11 protein-coding genes are annotated in these 15,687 nt (G+C 74.2%); 9 read left to right on the top strand and 2 right to left on the bottom strand.

The genetic code is table 11. The features are described from left to right. Positions 1 to 4: 4 nt before the first annotated feature. The 3 genes from AZE13_RS27090 (at position 5) to AZE13_RS27080 (ending at position 5,688) form a co-directional block, all read left to right on the top strand. On the top strand, positions 5 to 2,362 hold the full coding sequence (locus AZE13_RS27090; protein WP_147264730.1) for an FUSC family protein: 2,358 nt from the start codon (positions 5 to 7) through the stop codon (positions 2,360 to 2,362). A 157-nt stretch (positions 2,363 to 2,519) separates the two neighbouring features. Then, positions 2,520 to 5,072 (top strand): ATP-dependent Clp protease ATP-binding subunit, encoded by a 2,553-nt coding sequence (locus AZE13_RS27085; protein ID WP_066937430.1) that lies wholly within the window; start codon positions 2,520 to 2,522, stop codon positions 5,070 to 5,072. A 112-nt stretch (positions 5,073 to 5,184) separates the two neighbouring features. Next, complete coding sequence (locus AZE13_RS27080; RefSeq protein ID WP_066937427.1) at positions 5,185 to 5,688, top strand: DUF6328 family protein; 504 nt, start codon at positions 5,185 to 5,187, stop codon at positions 5,686 to 5,688. Positions 5,689 to 5,801: 113 nt separating this feature from the next. Here AZE13_RS27080 and AZE13_RS27075 read toward each other — a convergent pair whose 3' ends face one another. Further along, positions 5,802 to 6,764 (bottom strand): hypothetical protein, encoded by a 963-nt coding sequence (locus AZE13_RS27075; RefSeq protein ID WP_258528013.1) that lies wholly within the window; start codon positions 6,762 to 6,764, stop codon positions 5,802 to 5,804. Between the two features lie 524 nt (positions 6,765 to 7,288). Here AZE13_RS27075 and AZE13_RS27070 point away from each other — a divergent pair. After that, a complete protein-coding gene (locus AZE13_RS27070) occupies positions 7,289 to 7,480 on the top strand; it encodes a DUF6381 family protein (protein WP_066937421.1) in 192 nt (63 codons plus the stop codon). 79 nt (positions 7,481 to 7,559) lie between these two features. On the opposite strand, the gene AZE13_RS27065 is transcribed toward AZE13_RS27070, so the two are convergent. Then, on the bottom strand, positions 7,560 to 8,360 hold the full coding sequence (locus AZE13_RS27065) for a caspase family protein (protein WP_066937419.1): 801 nt from the start codon (positions 8,358 to 8,360) through the stop codon (positions 7,560 to 7,562). A 212-nt stretch (positions 8,361 to 8,572) separates the two neighbouring features. Here AZE13_RS27065 and AZE13_RS27060 point away from each other — a divergent pair, with 212 nt between their 5' ends. From AZE13_RS27060 to AZE13_RS27040, 5 genes are read left to right on the top strand one after another with little or no spacing between them, the layout of a single operon-like run. Continuing rightward, the gene (locus AZE13_RS27060) at positions 8,573 to 9,466 is read left to right on the top strand and encodes a DNA/RNA non-specific endonuclease (RefSeq protein WP_079124404.1); all 894 of its coding nucleotides are present in this window, start codon (positions 8,573 to 8,575) and stop codon (positions 9,464 to 9,466) included. A 17-nt stretch (positions 9,467 to 9,483) separates the two neighbouring features. Then, on the top strand, positions 9,484 to 10,452 hold the full coding sequence (locus tag AZE13_RS27055) for a thioesterase domain-containing protein (protein WP_066937416.1): 969 nt from the start codon (positions 9,484 to 9,486) through the stop codon (positions 10,450 to 10,452). A 13-nt stretch (positions 10,453 to 10,465) separates the two neighbouring features. Then, positions 10,466 to 11,587 (top strand): hypothetical protein, encoded by a 1,122-nt coding sequence (locus tag AZE13_RS38410; protein WP_066937414.1) that lies wholly within the window; start codon positions 10,466 to 10,468, stop codon positions 11,585 to 11,587. After that, a complete protein-coding gene (locus AZE13_RS27045; RefSeq protein WP_066937411.1) occupies positions 11,568 to 14,549 on the top strand; it encodes an ATP-binding protein in 2,982 nt (993 codons plus the stop codon). Before AZE13_RS38410 ends, AZE13_RS27045 begins: the two co-directional genes overlap by 20 nt. After that, the gene (locus tag AZE13_RS27040; RefSeq protein ID WP_066937408.1) at positions 14,546 to 15,682 is read left to right on the top strand and encodes a trypsin-like peptidase domain-containing protein; all 1,137 of its coding nucleotides are present in this window, start codon (positions 14,546 to 14,548) and stop codon (positions 15,680 to 15,682) included. Before AZE13_RS27045 ends, AZE13_RS27040 begins: the two co-directional genes overlap by 4 nt. The last annotated feature ends 5 nt before the right edge of the window (positions 15,683 to 15,687 follow it).

Below are 15,687 nucleotides of genomic sequence, written 5' to 3'. Positions count from 1 at the left end.
AGGGGTGAGGTCGCAGCAGGGAGCTCCCCCGCAGCGGACGGCCGACGGGCCCGTCGGGTCGGTGCCCCTCCGGGCCGTACTGCGCCGACTGCGCTATCTGCTGGAGCACGGCCGGCACACCCTGCACACCCGACGGCCGGTGGTCGGCACCGCGGTCCGGGTGACGGTCGCCGCCTGTACCGCCTTCTACGTCTGCCGCTACGGGCTCGGCCAGACCGTGACGTCCCTGTACGCCACCTTCACCGTGGTCGCGCTGGGCGCGCTCGCCCGGATCCCCGGCTCCGGGCGCCAGCGCGCCGAGACCCTCCTCACCGCGGTCCCGGCCGGCCTGGCGCTCGTCGGCCTGGGCACCGTGCTGGCGATCCGGACCTGGGCGGCCGTCCTCGGCATGCTGGTCATCGGCTTCCTGGTCGCCTACGCCGGCACCACCGGGCCGCGGGTCGCCGCCGCGGCACCGGGAATGCAGCTGCTCTACATCCTCCCGTGCTTCCCGCCCTACGCCCCTGACACCCTGGCGCAGCGGCTGTCCGGCTATCTGCTGGGCACCGCCCTGCTCGTGCTGGCCCAGCGCTTCATCCTGCCGGAACCGGCCACCCCGCCGTTCCGCCGGCTGCTGGCCGAGGCCGCCGACGCGGCGGCGGACCTCGCCGAGCACCGCGGCGGCCCCGCACCGGGCCCCGCCCTCGCCCGGGCCGATGCGGCCGCGGAGGCGCTGCGGCCGGACCGCGTCCCCGCGGCCGATATGCCCGCCGCCCCCACGCTCGCCAACAAGGCGCTGATCCACACCGCCGAGGCCGTCCGCACCCTGCTGGCCAGGCTGGCCGCCGTGCACACCACGCCCGGGGCGTACCGCGCGTTCCGCCCGCAGACGGCCGCACTGCTGCGGACCATCGGCGCCGCCGTACGCGAGACGGCCATGGCGCTACGGGAGAACGAACGGCGGCGGGCCCGCGTGGCCGCGCTGCCGCCGCGCCGGGAGCGGCTGCGGCCCGGCACGGGGCGGCCGTCCGCGACGGCCCTCCAGGACGCGCTGGCCGCGGCCCGCACCCGCCGGGCCCTGGACGCCCTGGAGCACCTGAGCACCGACGAACAGCTGGACCGGCTGCGCCGCCGGTCGCTGGTGGTGCAGGCCGCCGACGCCGCCGAGACCCTGGTGCTGTCCACCCGGCTGCTGCTCGGCGACCGCAGCGTCGACCGGAACCCGGGCGGGCACTCCTTCCTGTACGCGCGGGCCCGCGCCCCCGAGCTGTGGTGGCAGCGGCTGACCACCCATCTCACCCCCCGCTCGGTGATCTTCCAGAACGCCTGCCGGTTCGCGCTCGGGCTGGCCGCGGCCCGGGCCGTCGCCGGAGTACTCAATCTGCAGCACGGCTTCTGGGTGCTGCTGGCGACGCTCACCCTGATCCGTACGACGAGCCTGGAGACCCGGTCCGCGGTCCGCCAGGCGCTCATCGGCACGCTGGTCGGCGCGGGGCTGGCCGGCGGGCTGCTGGCGGCGGTCCATGACCGTCCGGTGGTGTACGCGGTGGTGCTGCCGCCGCTGATGCTGACCGTCTTCCTCGTCGGGCCGCTGCGCGGGCTCGCCTGGGCACAGGGCGGCTTCACCCTGATCGTCGCCCTGCTCTTCGCGCAGGTCTCGCCGGTCACCTGGCTGCTCGCGCCGGTCCGGGTGGAGGATGTGCTGGTCGGCAGCGTCATCGGACTGATCTGCGGCCTGGTGGCCTGGCCGCGCGGCGCCGGGAGCGAGGTCCGCAGGAGCATGGCGGAGCTGTGCACAGCCGTCGCCGACGCCATCGGGCGGACCACCGCGCGGGTCGTCGACCGCACGACGGGCGACGTCCCGGCGGCCTGGGCCGGGGCCGGGGCCGGCCCAGGCGCCGACGGCATCGCCGCGATCAACCGCGCGCTGATCCTCGCGCAGGAGAGCCTGTCCCAGTTCGAGAGCGAACCGAGGACGGAGCCGGACCGGCAGCCGGACTGGCTGGCGGTGGTGGTCGCCGGGGCGGACGCCCGGCGCGGCGAACGGACGCTGCCCGGCCGGCCGGGCCGGATCGACCGGCGGGAGGTCGGCGCCTGGCTGCGGCAGGCCTCCGGCGCCACGGCCGCCGCCTACCGGGACCTGTCCCGCTACCTCCGCAGCGACCACGGTGGCCCCGCACCGCCCGGCGCTCCCCCGGCGCTGGACACCCGCGCCCTGCTGGCCGTCGTCCCGCACGTCCCGCAGGACGTCCCCGACCAGGACGCCCGCGCGGTCTCCGCCGCGCTCCTGGTCGACTCGGTCATCTGGCTCGACGCGCTCACCTCCGACCTCGCCCGGATCCACCGCGAGCTGTCGGCCGCCGCCCCGCCCGGGTGCGGATGACTCCGCTGGAACCGATCCTGAAGCAGTGGAGTGGCGAGCGAGGTATGAGGACTCGTCCTCCGGGCCCCCGCCGGGGCGGGCGGGAGTGTGACGACAGGGCCCAGGCCCCGACAAGGCAGCATGTCGCGGTACCGCCGTGGCAGCGGAACGGACACACATGAGCAATGGATTCGTGGGTCCGGAGGGTTACGGCCCGGACCCGTTCAGTGAATTCCTCGCGCGCTTCTTCGGCGGCGCGGTGCCGTCCGGGAGCGGCGAGGCCGGGCAGTCGCTGCCCCGGCACGCGGACATCGCACGCCTGATGAGCGGGCCCGCCCGGGATCTGGTGACCTCCGCGGCCGCCTACGCCGCCGAGCACGGCAGCCCCGAGCTGGGTACCGAGCACCTGCTGCGGGCCGCGCTGAGCGCGGAGCCGACCCGGACCCTGCTCCGGCAGGCCGGGGCGGACCCCGACGCGCTGGCGGCGGAGATCGACCGCGGCGCGGGCAGCGGCCCCAAGCAGTCCAGCGTCGCGGTGACCCCGGCGGTCAAACGGGCCCTGCTGGGCGCGCACGAGCTGGCGCTGGACAACGGGGCCTCGTACATCGGCCCGGAGCATGTGCTCGACGCGCTGGCGGCCAACCCGGACTCGGCGGCGGGACGGATGCTGACCCTCGCGCACTTCGAGCCGCACGCCACCCCGCAGGGCGGCCACGGGCCGCAGCACGGCCCCGGCGAGCACGGCGCCCCGCCCAAGCACGACACCCCCACCCTCGACAAGTTCAGCCGCGATCTGACCGACCTGGCCCGGGCGGGCCGGATCGACCCGGTGATCGGCCGCGACGAGCAGATCGAGCAGACCATCGAGGTGCTCTCCCGCCGGGGGAAGAACAACCCGGTGCTGGTCGGTGACGCGGGCGTCGGGAAGACCGCGATCGTGGAGGGGCTGGCGCAGCGGCTCGCCGACGGGGAGGTCCCGGAGACCCTGGCGGGGCGCCGGGTGGTCGCCCTGGACCTGACGGCGGTTCTCGCGGGCACCCGCTACCGCGGGGACTTCGAGGAGCGGATGAACGGGATCATGGAGGAGGTCCGCGCCCACCCCGACTCGCTGATCATCTTCATCGACGAGCTGCACACGGTCGTCGGGGCCGGTGGCGGCACCGGGGAGGGCGGCGCCCTGGACACGAGCAATATGCTCAAGCCCGCCCTGGCCCGCGGGGAGCTGCACGTCATCGGTGCCACGACGCTGGAGGAGTACCGGCGGTACATCGAGAAGGACGCCGCCCTCGCCCGCCGCTTCCAGCCCATCCTGGTGCCCGAGCCGACCGTCGCCGACACGGTGGAGATCCTGCGCGGCCTCCAGGACCGCTACGAGGCGCACCACCAGGTCCGCTACACCCCCGAGGCGCTGCTGGCCGCCGTCGAGCTGTCGGACCGCTATATCGCCCACCGCTTCCTGCCCGACAAGGCCATCGACCTGATCGACCAGGCGGGCGCCCGGGTCCGGCTCCGTTCGGGCGCCAAGACCACCGACGTACGGGCGCTGGAGCGCGAGGTGGCGCAGCTGGCCGTGGACAAGGACCAGGCGGTCGCGTCGGAGCAGTACGAACGGGCCACCGAGCTGCGGGACCGGATCACCGAGCTGACCGCGCGGATCGACGCGGCCCAGGGCTCCCGGGCGCGCGGCGACGGCACGATCGTGGAGGTCACCGCGGAGGACGTCGCGGAGATCGTGTCGCGGCAGACGGGGGTGCCGGTCAGCAGCCTGACCCAGGAGGAGAAGGAGCGGCTGCTGGGACTGGCGGACCGGCTGCACGACCGGGTGATCGGGCAGGACGACGCGGTCACGGCGGTCTCCGAGGCGATCCTGCGCTCGCGGGCCGGCCTGTCCGACCCCGAGCGCCCGATCGGCAGCTTCCTCTTCCTCGGCCCTACCGGCGTGGGCAAGACGGAGCTGGCCCGGGCGCTCGCCGAGGCGCTGTTCGGCAGCGAGGACCGCATGGTGCGGCTGGACATGAGCGAGTTCCAGGAGCGGCACACCGTCAGCCGGCTGGTGGGCGCGCCTCCGGGATACATCGGCCACGAGGACGCCGGGCAGCTGACCGAGGCGGTGCGGCGCCACCCGTACTCGCTGCTGCTGCTCGACGAGGTGGAGAAGGCCCACCCGGACGTGTTCAACATGCTGCTCCAGGTGCTCGACGACGGGCATCTGACCGACTCCCAGGGCCGGACCGTCGACTTCAAGAACACCGTCATCGTGATGACCAGCAACCTGGGCTCCGAGGCGCTCAGCGGCGGTCGCGGGGTGCTGGGCTTCGGCCCGGACATCACGGGGGCGGAGGGCGGCGACGGGGCGCGGGAGCGGGCGCTGGCGAGCCTGCGCGAGCACTTCCGCCCGGAGTTCCTCAACCGGCTCGACGAGATCATCGTCTTCCGCCGGCTCACCGACCAGCAGCTGCGCCGGATCACCGGTCTGCTGCTGGAGGGGACCCGCCGCCGGCTGCACGCCCAGGACATCTCGGTGGAGTTCACACCGGAGGCCGTGGACTGGCTCACCCACCGTGGCCACCAGCCCGAGTACGGGGCGCGGCCGCTGCGGCGCACCATTCAGCGCGAGGTGGACAACGCGCTCTCGCGGCTGCTGCTCGACGGGGCGCTGTCGTCCGGGGACGAGGTGCGGGTGGAGGTGAAGGACGACGAGCTGGCGTTCCGCACCAGCGTGAAGCGGTGAAGCGGTAGCCCGGGGGCAGCGCCGGGCGGTGCCGGGCGGTCCGGGGCCTGGGCCGGAACCTGGGCCGGGGCCTGGGCGCCGGAACCTGGGCCGGGCAGACGGGAGAGGCCGGATGGAGTCGCCGGATGCGCGCCGGACGTCGCGCGGCCGCCACGAGACGCCGGAGGAGCGCGCCGACCGGCGGTGGGTCGAGCTTCTGCAGGAGGTACGGGTCATCCAGATCGGGGTGCAGATCCTCTTCGGGTTCCTGCTCACCGTGGTCTTCACCCCACGCTTCGCGACGCTGGGGGCGACCGACCGGACCATCTACGTGGTGACGGTGCTGCTGGGCGCGGCGACCACCGGGGCGCTGATCGGCACGGTGACCTTCCACCGGCTGGTCGCCGGCCACCGGCTGAAGCCGGAGACGGTGACCTGGGCCTCGCGGCTGGCCCTGACCGGGATCGTCCTGCTGCTGCTGACCGTGACCTCGGCGCTGCTGCTGATCCTGCGGATCGCGTTGGACAGTCGGGCCGTCCCCTGGCTCGTCGCGGGGGTGGTCGCCTGGTTCATGGTCTGCTGGTTCGCGCTGCCGGCCTGGGTGCTGCACCGGTACTCGTCCGGGGATCAGGGCTGACTCCCGGTCGCCGTCTGCCCGGTCTCCGTGGGCCGATGCCGGAAGGGCGCGGGCCGGGCCCCCCGTTCAGGGTCCCGGCCCGCGCCCTCGGCCGACGGTTCCGCGCCGGCGGCTCACAGTCCCGCGGGTGCGGGACCCACCCGGCGCGTGCGGCTGAGCAGCGCCGCACCGGCGAGTCCGGCCGTGACGATCGCCAGTGCCACCGCCACCATCTCGGGCCACATACCGGTGTCGCCCAGGCCGCTGCCCAGGGGCGTGAGGACGCCGGCCCGGGACAGCGCGTGCACAGCGACGATGACCATGGCCGCGGCGGCACTCACCGTCCAGACCAGGGCGGTGTCGCGCATCGCCAGCCAGCCCGACAGCAGCAGGTAGACCACGGCGATGGCCATGGAGAGCGCGACGGCCGCCTGGGCACCGTGCGCGGGCGAGGTGTTCACCGGAAGGTGGCTCACCCCGCACAGCGCCAGGGCCCCGGCGGCGGGCCAGCGCAGTACGGACCGCAGGACGCCGGGGACGGCGTAGCCGGGCTGCCGCGGCTCCTCGTGCGCGCCGGGCCACGGCGGGGCGCCCCGGCCGTGCTGCGGTCCGGCGGGGCGGCCGGCCCAGGGCGGCCGGCCGGGCGGCTGCGGCATCGCGGCCTCGCGGTGTGCCGCCTCGGGGTGCCCGGCAGGGCCCGGGTGGCCGGCGGTGTTGCCCAGGGGGCGTACGTCGGGGTCGAGGACGTGCATGGCCGCGGTGGGCTCCGGCTCCGGAGGGCCGCCGCCGGGGTTCCCGGGGCCGGGAGGGCCGGGAGGGAAGTGGTCGGACATGTCGAACGGGTCGGCAGGGCCGAAGCCGTGGCCGCCGCCCTCCTGCGGCCGGTCGAACAGCGCGATGAGCTGCGCGACCTCCTCGACGGACCGGTCCACGGCCGCGGCACGCAACGCGTCACGGCTGGACTCCACCGCGTTCGGATCGGCCCGGAGCAGGTCGAACAGCACCGCGACCTCGCTCACCGGACGCGCGAGCACCGCCAGGCGGAGGGCTTCGTCACCCGGATTGGGAATGTCGTCGCTGCGCTTGAGCAGTTCCACAAGTGCGGCGACTTCCTCCAAGGGCCGATGAGTGATGGCCTCCCAGAGAAGGGTGCGGGACGAATTCTTCTCGGATGGGAAAGGGGGCGGAATACGCTCGCCGTGTGCTGTCGATGACAGTTCGGCGTCGCCCCCACAAAGTGCTGGTTCGGATGTCATGGAGGACTCCACTGAACGAGGGGAGCGTCAAACGCCAGAGGCTCTGACACTCAGCGGACGTGATCTGCTTGCTTCAGCCAACGTCCCTTTCCGCCGCCCTCGCCATTCAGGAAGGCCATCCGGTGGAGACACGCCGGTACGCCCGGGCGTGCCGCGTTCGGCGCCCGTCGACGACCGGGCTTCGTGCCGAACCGGCCCGGCCCCTTCCCACCACGCGGAACGGTTCTTCGACGTGCCGAAGACGGCCGGGCCTGATTCGCTGGTAGAGGCAGCTCTATGAAACGGCTCCCCAGCCACCGTGCGAGGACAGCTCACGAGGACAGCTCACGAGGACAGCTCACCAGGACAGATCACGAGGTTCGGATATGAGTGCATCCGGCGAAGTACGCGCACGCATCCAGCAGATGCGCGACAAGGCCCAGGAATTGCAGGCAGCGGCGGAACGGACCAACGATCCGGAGGAGCGGAAGCGGCTCCGGGAAAAGGCCCGCAGGCTGCAGTCCCAGAGTGACCAGGAAAGCATGATGCGGGGCGGGGACATCTACCCCGCGGAGTGAGTGACCGGTCGGGGCGGACGGGGCGCGGCCGGTGGTCGCGCCCCGTCCCCGTGTGCCGGGTGCCCGGTCCCCGGCACCGTCAGACCGTGAACGGCCGCTGCGCCAGGAATTCCTCGCCGGGCTGTCCGGTCACATAGAAGTTGGGGCTCTGGAAGGACGGCATCCGCCGCACAATGTCGCGGTGAAAGCGGCGATAGTCGCCGCGGAACGCGCCGTCGCGCCAGACCTCCAGCAGGGTCCCGGTGAATTTCCCGTTGACGTCACCGTCGGAGGACAGCTGATTGTCCTGGCAGCCCGAGATGAGCAGGGCGTCGGCGGACCGCTCCCGGCTCTTGTGTGCCGCGAGGTCGCGCTGGAGTTCCTGGTAGAACTCCTTGTCGCGCTGGTAGATCTCGTCCTGTTTGTAGACCGGCATGAGCCGGGCGGTCTGCCCGCTCTGCTCGGGCAGTTCGATGGCGGTGCCGCTGTGGCAGGAGTCGAGGAAGGCCAGGATGCGGACGCCCCGGGCGAAGCGGCCGAATTCCCGGTACAGCTCGTCGTCGAGGAATTCGCGGTCGTAGAGCACCAGGGTTTCGTCGAGCCGGTCCGGCTCGTCGTCGGTGCCGACGGTATTCGGGACCTGACCGCCGTGGCCGGAGTAGGTGAACAGCAGAATGTCGCCGCTTTCGAGGGTCCCGGCGGCATCCCGCAGTGCGGCGGTGACGCGGGCGACGGTGCCGTCGGCGGTGAACAGGGTCGTCGGCTCGAACCCGGCCGCGCCCGCCAGCCGCGCCATGTCGCGCGCGTCGTTCTCACAGGCGACGAGCCGGCCGTCCCAGCCGCCGTACCTGTCGGGGTCGACCTGGTTGAGTCCGATGTGGAGGGAGAGGCCAGTGGGCATACGGGCTCCTGGGCGGCGGGACAACGGGAGGTGCCTGGATGCGTTCCATGACCCGTCGGCCCGCGAACCCGGTGCCCCGCCCAACCGCCTGAACGGGCCCGCCGCCCGCGGCGCCCCGGGCCTGTCGCCCCGGTCCCGACGCGCCCGGCTGTTCGAGTGGCTTCGCGGTGCGCACCGATCAGCGGCACATGCCACCGGGAAGCGCTCCTCACATGATCCCATCAGATTCCCCGGGGGCAGGTGGGGCGACGTCCGGGGCCGGGTCCCGGGATTCCCTGGCCGGCCGCGCGGGCTATGACGAACACTTCCTCGGCGTCCAGGTGCCGCTCCCGAAGCCCAGCATCCCCGGCGTGGAGACGGTGGTCCTGCCCTACACCCACTTCAGCGTCGTGCTCCGCCCGGACCGGCGGATGGCCGCGGCCACCGCCGTCTGCATCGACGGCCGCCAACTGGTGGACCTCCGGCGGGAGGACGGCTGGCGGTTCGATCCACGGGTGCCCGAGAGCCGGCAGGCCGGCAACGAGATCTACCGCGACAACTCCCTCGACAGAGGGCACCTGGTGCGGCGGCTCGATCCCGTATGGGGAGACGCCGTGGAGGCGAAGCAGGCCGACGCGGACACCTTCCACTACACCAACGCCGCCCCGCAGGCGGACGTGTTCAATCAGGGCAAACAGCTCTGGCAGGGGCTGGAGAACTACCTCCTCGACCACGCCGGCGCGTTCGACCGCAAGCTGGTCGTCCTCACCGGCCCCGTCCTGCACGACTCGGACCCGCCCTACCGCGGCATCCAGGTGCCGCTGCGGTTCTGGAAGGTGGCGGCGTTCCTCCAGGAGGGCGCGCCGGCGGCGACGGCGTACGTCCTCGACCAGAGCCCGGACCTGACACGGGACGCCGACCGGGCACTGGCCGGCGCCACACCGGGGGCGCCGCCTCCGCTCGGCGCCTTCCGGACGTTCCAGGTGCCGGTGTCGGACGTCGTCGAGCTCACCTCGCTCGACCTGGGGCTGCTGCCGGACGTCGATCTGATGCCGGTCACCCGCGCCCCCAAGGAGCGCTGGAAGCGGCTCCAGTCGGCCGACGACATCGTGCTGCGGCGCGGCTGAGCGCGGAAGGCAGCGCCATGCCCCCTGCGGTCGTCTACGTCCACGGCAACGGCAACAAGGTCCGCCGCGAGCTGCTCAAGTCCCAGTGGGACACCGCGCTGTTCGGCAGGGACATGGCCGGGGCGACCCGGATGGCGTACTGGGCACCGCTGCGGTACCCCGAGCCGCTCCCCGACTTCCGGTCGGATCCGCTGGACGGCGGGCCGGAGCCGGTCGAGGAGCGGGCGGCCTCCCCCGCGCCCGGGGCTCCCCCCGCGGACCGGGCCGCTCCCGAGGCGCCCGAGGAGTTCGTGGCGCGCACCCTCGACGAGGCGCGGCGGGAGGCGGCGGACACCGGGCCGGAGGTCCGGGCGGGCCGGGACGGAAGCGCGCTGGCGGGCTGGCTGCGGGACATGACGTACCTCGGGGACACCCTGGCGCACGCCGGGGAGCGCGCGGAGCCGTCCGCCGAGCTGCCGCTGGAGGCGCTGCCGCTGCCCCGGGCCGGCCGTACGGCGGTGTTCCGGCGGCTGGTCCGGCACACCTTCAAGGACGTCCACGCGTACTTCTTCGGTGGGGCGGGCCCGGCGATGCGCGAGGTGGTGAGCGAGGCGCTGGACGGGCCGGCCGACGGTCCGCTCGTGGTGATCGGGCACAGCCTGGGCTCGGTCCTCGCGTACGAGGTGCTCAGGGAGCTGGGGCGGGAGGTGGAGCTGCTGATCACCGTCGGCTCACCGCTGGCGGTCACCGAGGTTCAGGACCAGCTGGCCCGCCCGCCGGCCGTCCCGGCGGGCGTGGCGGCCTGGCGCAACGCCTCGGACCTGCGGGACCTGGTCGCCCTCGACCACACCCTCCGGCCCGAGTACGGACCGCCGGAGCGGGTCACCGATCTGCTGGTCACCAACGACAGCGGCAATCACCACGGCATCCGCGAGTACCTGTCCCAGCCCCAGGTCCGGGAGCCGGTGCACCAGTTGTTCGGCCATGTCGCGCACGGTCCCGGGTAGGTGCGGTGTGCCGTTGACCGAAACCGAGTGGGACCTGGTCACCACGTGGGCGCAGAGCTATCTGCTCGACACCACCGATCCGCACGCCCAGCTCGTGCAGTACGGCTTCCCCCAGCAGTTCGTCGGCGCACTGCCGCTGACCCACGTCAGCGCGGACAACGCCCGTGCCCTGGTACGGGCTTCGCGGACGGACCTGCACCGGCAGCTGCGGCTCGTCGAGACGCTCACCCGGGCCGACCGGCTGGCCGTGCTCCCGGACGTCGTGAAGGCCCGGGAGTTCCTGGCCCGGCTGCGCGACGACGTCCGGGCCCATACCGCGCAGGACACGTTCCGCAGCTGTGTCCTGCAGAACGGGACCGAGGCGTTCATCGACCGCGAGGACCTGCGGGAGACGCTGCGCCGGTTCATCGCCGACCCGGACACGTTCATCCTGCTGGTCGACGGCGAACCGGACAGCGGGCGGTCGTACACCTACACCTTCCTGCGCCACGTCGGGCAGCACAGCGGCTTCCGTCCGGTGCGGGTCACGCTGTCGCGCACGTCCACGGCCGCCAGGGTCGTCCGGCGGCTGGCCGACTTCGTGGCCGGTCCGGGGGCGGGGCCCGCCCCGTTCGACCGGACCGGCCGGGGCGACCCGCTGCCGTCGGTCGACGAGGCGGCGCACTGGGTGGCCGCCCGGGCGACCGCCGCCGACGAGCGCCTGTGGCTGGTCCTCGACGAGTGCGACAAGCTCGACCCCAGCTCCGATGTGTGGGACTTCATCGGGCAGCTGGCCCTGGCCCTCTACGAACACACCGCCGCCCGGGGCGAGCAGGCCCCCCGGCTGGTGCTGCTCGGCTACGGCCGCTCGATGCGGCAGCTCCCCTACGACCTGCGGGGAAGCATCTGCTGGGACACCGCCCGGGTCGCCGAACCGGAGGATCTGCGGGCCTTCTTCGACCGGGCCTTCCACGAGTCGGCCCCCGCATCCCCGGCCGCCGCCGGGCTCCCCGAGAGCACCATCGCGGAGCTGGTGGACGTGGCCGTCGAGGAGGTGTTGTGCGCCGCCGGCAGGGGTGGTGAGGAGGGCGGGAGCTATATGCGGAGGGTCTGCAGCGCGGCGGAGGAGGCCATTCGTGTCTACCAGTCCCTCTGATCCCCCCGACCGGCCCGCCGGGGAACCCTCCGCACCACGGGAGAACGTACGGGAGGTGTTCACCGCGCGGCTGCGCGAGGCGCTGCACACCGGCGCGGGCCGGTCCCCGGGCGTCTCGGACCTACGCCGCGCCTACCGGGAGGCGGCCTGTCTGCTGGCGCGGTTCGATCCCCGGCAGCTGAGGCTGCCCGGGGAGCGGCACCCCAGCGGGCGCGCGCTGCTGGAGCTGGTCGACGACTGTACGACCCTGGGCGGGCAGGACCGGCCCGAGTGGGCGCTGAAGGCCGATGTCCGGGAGCGGACGCTGCGCGGCCTGGCGGGGCCGGAGGCCGCCCGGCGCGGCCTCGCCGACAACGCCGGCCCGCTCTCCCCCGGGTCCGGACCGGAGTACTTCGCGCTGGCCCAGCTGTCCGGGCACCCGCCGACGACGGCCCGGATGACCGCCGGCGAACTGGCCGACACCCTGCAGGCGGTGCTGTGGCTGTCCCAGGTGCCGGGGGTGGCCGGGCTGCCGGACGCCGCCGAGGTGCAGCGCGACCTGGAACGGGCCCGGCTGCTGGAGCCGTTGGAGCGGCTGGTCCGGCAGCCGTTCCAGGGGCGCACCCGTGAACTGGAGGAACTGCGGCGCTACGTCGGGCTGCCGGGCGGCTCGGCACCGTCCGAGCGGTGGCCGGAGGTGCCCCCGGCGCCGATGCCGCCGCTGGTCGTGCACGGTCCCGACGGGATGGGCAAGAGCACCCTGCTCGCCGAGTTCCTGCTCGACGGTGTGCGCACGCCCGGCGGCGGGTTCCCGTTCGCGTACATCGACTTCGGACGGCCCACCCTCTCCGTCCAGGAGCCGGTGACGCTGATCGCCGAGGCCGCCCGGCAGCTCGGCATCCAGTACCCCGCCCACCGCGCCGAGCTGGACGCGCTGGCCGAGGAGTGCCAGCAGGAGGCCCGCAGCCAGCGCGAAGGCCAGGAGCGGGTGTCCGAGCTCCAGGAACTCGCCGCCACCCGGGCCGTGCTGGGGCGCCACTCCTCGCGGCAGTTCCAGTCGCTGGCCACCGGGCGGGAGACCGAACTGATCCGGCGGGTCGCCGATGTCCTGGTACGGGCGGTCGCGGACGGCAAGGCCGGCCCGGATCAGCCGGACCCGCCGTTCGTGATGGTCATGGACTCGGTGGAAGCGGCGCAGTACCGCGGTTCATCGGCGCTGGGCCGGGGCTGGGCGATCTTCCTGTCGCTGCAGAGCGTCTACCCGCGGACGCGGTGGATCGCCACCGGGCGGGCACCGGTCGACCACCCGGCGAAGACCATGTCCCCGCTCGACATCGAGCTCGGCGAACTCGACACCGAGGCGGCCGTGGGCGTCCTGCTGTCGAGCGGGGTCGAGGACCGGGAGGTGGCCCGGGCGCTGGCCGACCGGGTCGGCGGCCATCCGCTGAGCCTGAAGCTGGCCGCCCGGGCCGCCACGCTGGCGGAGACGTCGGCCGGGACGGCCGGCGAGCTGATCCGCAGCCTGCCCGAACGGCGCCGCGAGGTGTCCCGCCGCGTCGACCAGCTGCTGGTGCAGGGCATCCTCTACGACCAGATCCTCAGGCATATCGCCGATCCGGAGGTCCGCCGGCTGGCCCGGCCGGGCCTGGCGCTGCGGGTCATCACCCCGGAGCTCGTCCAGGACGTCCTCGCCGGGCCGTGCGGGCTGGACGTGCCGGGCCCGGACCGGGCCCGGGCGCTCTTCGCCGAGCTGAGCCGCCTCGACATGGTCGAGCCGGCCGGTCCGGACGCGGTGCGCTACCGCGGCGATGTCCGCGCCATCATGCTGCGGCTGCCGGGTGGCGACCGTACGCAGGTAAGGCGCGCCGTGGAGCGGCGGGCGGTGGAGCACTACGCCCGGTGCGAGGGGCTGGAGGCGCGCGCCGAGGAGATCTACCACCGGCTGCGGCTGGACGAGGACCCGCGGTCGGTGGAGGAGCGCTGGCTGCCGGGCGTGGAACGGTTCCTGGCCGGGGCGCAGCAGGACCTGTCGCCCCGGGCCGCCGGGCTGCTGACGGCCCGGCTCGGCGGGGGCACCCCGGACCGGGTGGCGGCGGGCGCCGACCAGGAGGACTGGGAGCGGATCACCGCCCGCGAGGTCGAGGACCTGCTGGCGCAGGGCTTCGCGGAGGCGGCGTGGGAGCGGATCGGCCGGCGCCGGCCCTGGACGCCGTGCAGCCCGCTGCACGCGCTGTCCGCCGAGACGCTGAACCGCCTGGGGCGGCGCTCCGAGGCCCGTCGGGACGTGGCGGACGCCCTCGGTCCTGCGGAGCGCGCGGGGTGCGGGGAGCGCCGTCTGGAACTGCTGCTGCTCTCCGCCCGGCTCGCGGCGGAGGACGGCGATCCGGCGGGCGCCGACCGCGAGCTCCGGGCGGCGGAGCAGGTCGCGGTCGGCCTCGGACAGGATCTGGAGGCGATGGGCGCGCTGCTGGCCCGGGCCCGGCTGACGGCCGCGGGCGAGGGCTCGGCCGCCGAGGCGGACCGCCGGCTGGCCGAGTTGCTCGCGCGGTTGCCCGATACGGTGCTCGCCGACCGGCCGGTGCTGGTGCGGGCGGTCGCCTCGCAGATCTACGACCGGGCCCCCGGGGCGCTCGACCACGCGCTGGAGGTGGTGGGGCTGCCGGCCGACGACGAGACGCTGGACACGCTGGGCGCCGCGATGCGACGGGCGACCCGCCGGCAACCGGCGCTGCTGGGCGCCGTGATGGAGATCCTGAACGAGGCCGCCGGACCGGCCCGGCCGCAGGCCGGCGGTGCGCCCACCGGCATCACGGGCATCCTGCGGCTGGCCCGCGACCGCGGCACCCTCGACGCGCTCACCCGCCGGCTGCTGACCATTCCCGACGAGAGCGGGGAGATCGTCGCGGGGGTGGCCGCGGCGATGGGCTTCGGTTCCGGAGAGACCGGGAAAGGGAGCGGCCCCGCGGGGCCTGGTGACCGATGACGGGCTACCTCTCACCGGACGAGGTCCGCCGGGTGCTGGACGCCGCGGTGGAGACCGGGCTCGCCGACCCCGCGGTCCGGCCGCTGCTGTTCGACGGGATCATGCCCCGCTACCGCGGCACCCTGCCGCTGCACCCGGCGCCCGGCCGCCAGGTGCACTCGGACCTCAACGAGATGAACCGGGTGGAGCGGCTGGTGGACGGCTCGGTGCCGCTGGAGATCTGGCTGCGCAACGCCGTCGCCGAGACCACCGAGGCCGGACCGCTCACCGTCCTCCAGCGGGCCCTGGACGAGGTGGCGCGGGCGGCGGGGGGCGAGCCGGACGTACCGGGCGGGCTGCCCCTCCCCGGGGAGATCAAGGAGGAGATCATTCACCGGGACGACACCGTCCCGATCGGCTTTCTGCGCGGCGGTGCGCTGGCCGGCGCGGCGGTGGCCCGGATCAAGGTACCGCCCTACGAGGGCGGCGCCCCGCTGCAGCCGAACGGTTTCCCGCACTCCGGGACCGGCTGGCTGATCGCCCCGGACCTGCTGATCACCAATCACCATGTGGTCAACGCCAGGGCCGGGACCGGCGCGGGGCGGCCGATGGCCGGCCCCGAGGACCTGCGCCTCCAGGCCCGGCGCAGCACCGCCCGGTTCGACTTCGACGCCGACGCCGACGACACGGAGACGGTGGAGGCCGCGGTCGCCGAACTCGTCGCGGCGGACCCCGCCCTCGACTACGCGGTGCTGCGGCTGGCCGACCGGCCCGGCCGGCCGGCGCTGAAGCTGGCGGAGCGGCCGCTGACCGTGACCGGTGACTCCTATGTGGCCGTCAACATCATCCAGCACCCGGGCGGCCGGTCGAAGCGGGTGGCGCTGCGCAACAACCTCGTCTACCAGGCGGACGAGCACGACGTGCGCTACTTCACCGACACCCGTGGCGGGTCGTCCGGCTCACCGGTCTGCACCGACGACTGGAAGGTGGTGGCCCTCCACCGGGGCACCCGGCGCGTGGAGAACGTGCTGTTCCAGGGCAGGACCACGGCCTTTGTGAACGTCGGCACCCAGATGCGCAGTGTGCTGCGCCACCTGGAGGCCACCATTCCCGGTGTCCATGCCGAGATCCAGCAGGCACAAGCGACGCCGTAGCGGCA

Origin of the sequence: Streptomyces sp. NBRC 110611, from assembly GCF_001590865.1 — a bacterium.
Classification (GTDB): Bacteria; Actinomycetota; Actinomycetes; order Streptomycetales; family Streptomycetaceae; genus Streptomyces.
This window is presented reverse-complemented; position numbering and strand designations above follow the sequence as displayed.

Coding starts and splice junctions, on each gene's coding strand:
- AZE13_RS27085 (WP_066937430.1), top strand. CDS start 2,520: ATGAGCAATGGATTCGTGGGTCCGGAGGGTTACGGCCCGGACCCGTTC.
- AZE13_RS27080 (WP_066937427.1), top strand. CDS start 5,185: ATGGAGTCGCCGGATGCGCGCCGGACGTCGCGCGGCCGCCACGAGACG.
- AZE13_RS27070 (WP_066937421.1), top strand. CDS start 7,289: ATGAGTGCATCCGGCGAAGTACGCGCACGCATCCAGCAGATGCGCGAC.
- AZE13_RS27065 (WP_066937419.1), bottom strand. CDS start 8,360: ATGCCCACTGGCCTCTCCCTCCACATCGGACTCAACCAGGTCGACCCC.
- AZE13_RS27060 (WP_079124404.1), top strand. CDS start 8,573: ATGATCCCATCAGATTCCCCGGGGGCAGGTGGGGCGACGTCCGGGGCC.
- AZE13_RS27055 (WP_066937416.1), top strand. CDS start 9,484: ATGCCCCCTGCGGTCGTCTACGTCCACGGCAACGGCAACAAGGTCCGC.
- AZE13_RS27040 (WP_066937408.1), top strand. CDS start 14,546: ATGACGGGCTACCTCTCACCGGACGAGGTCCGCCGGGTGCTGGACGCC.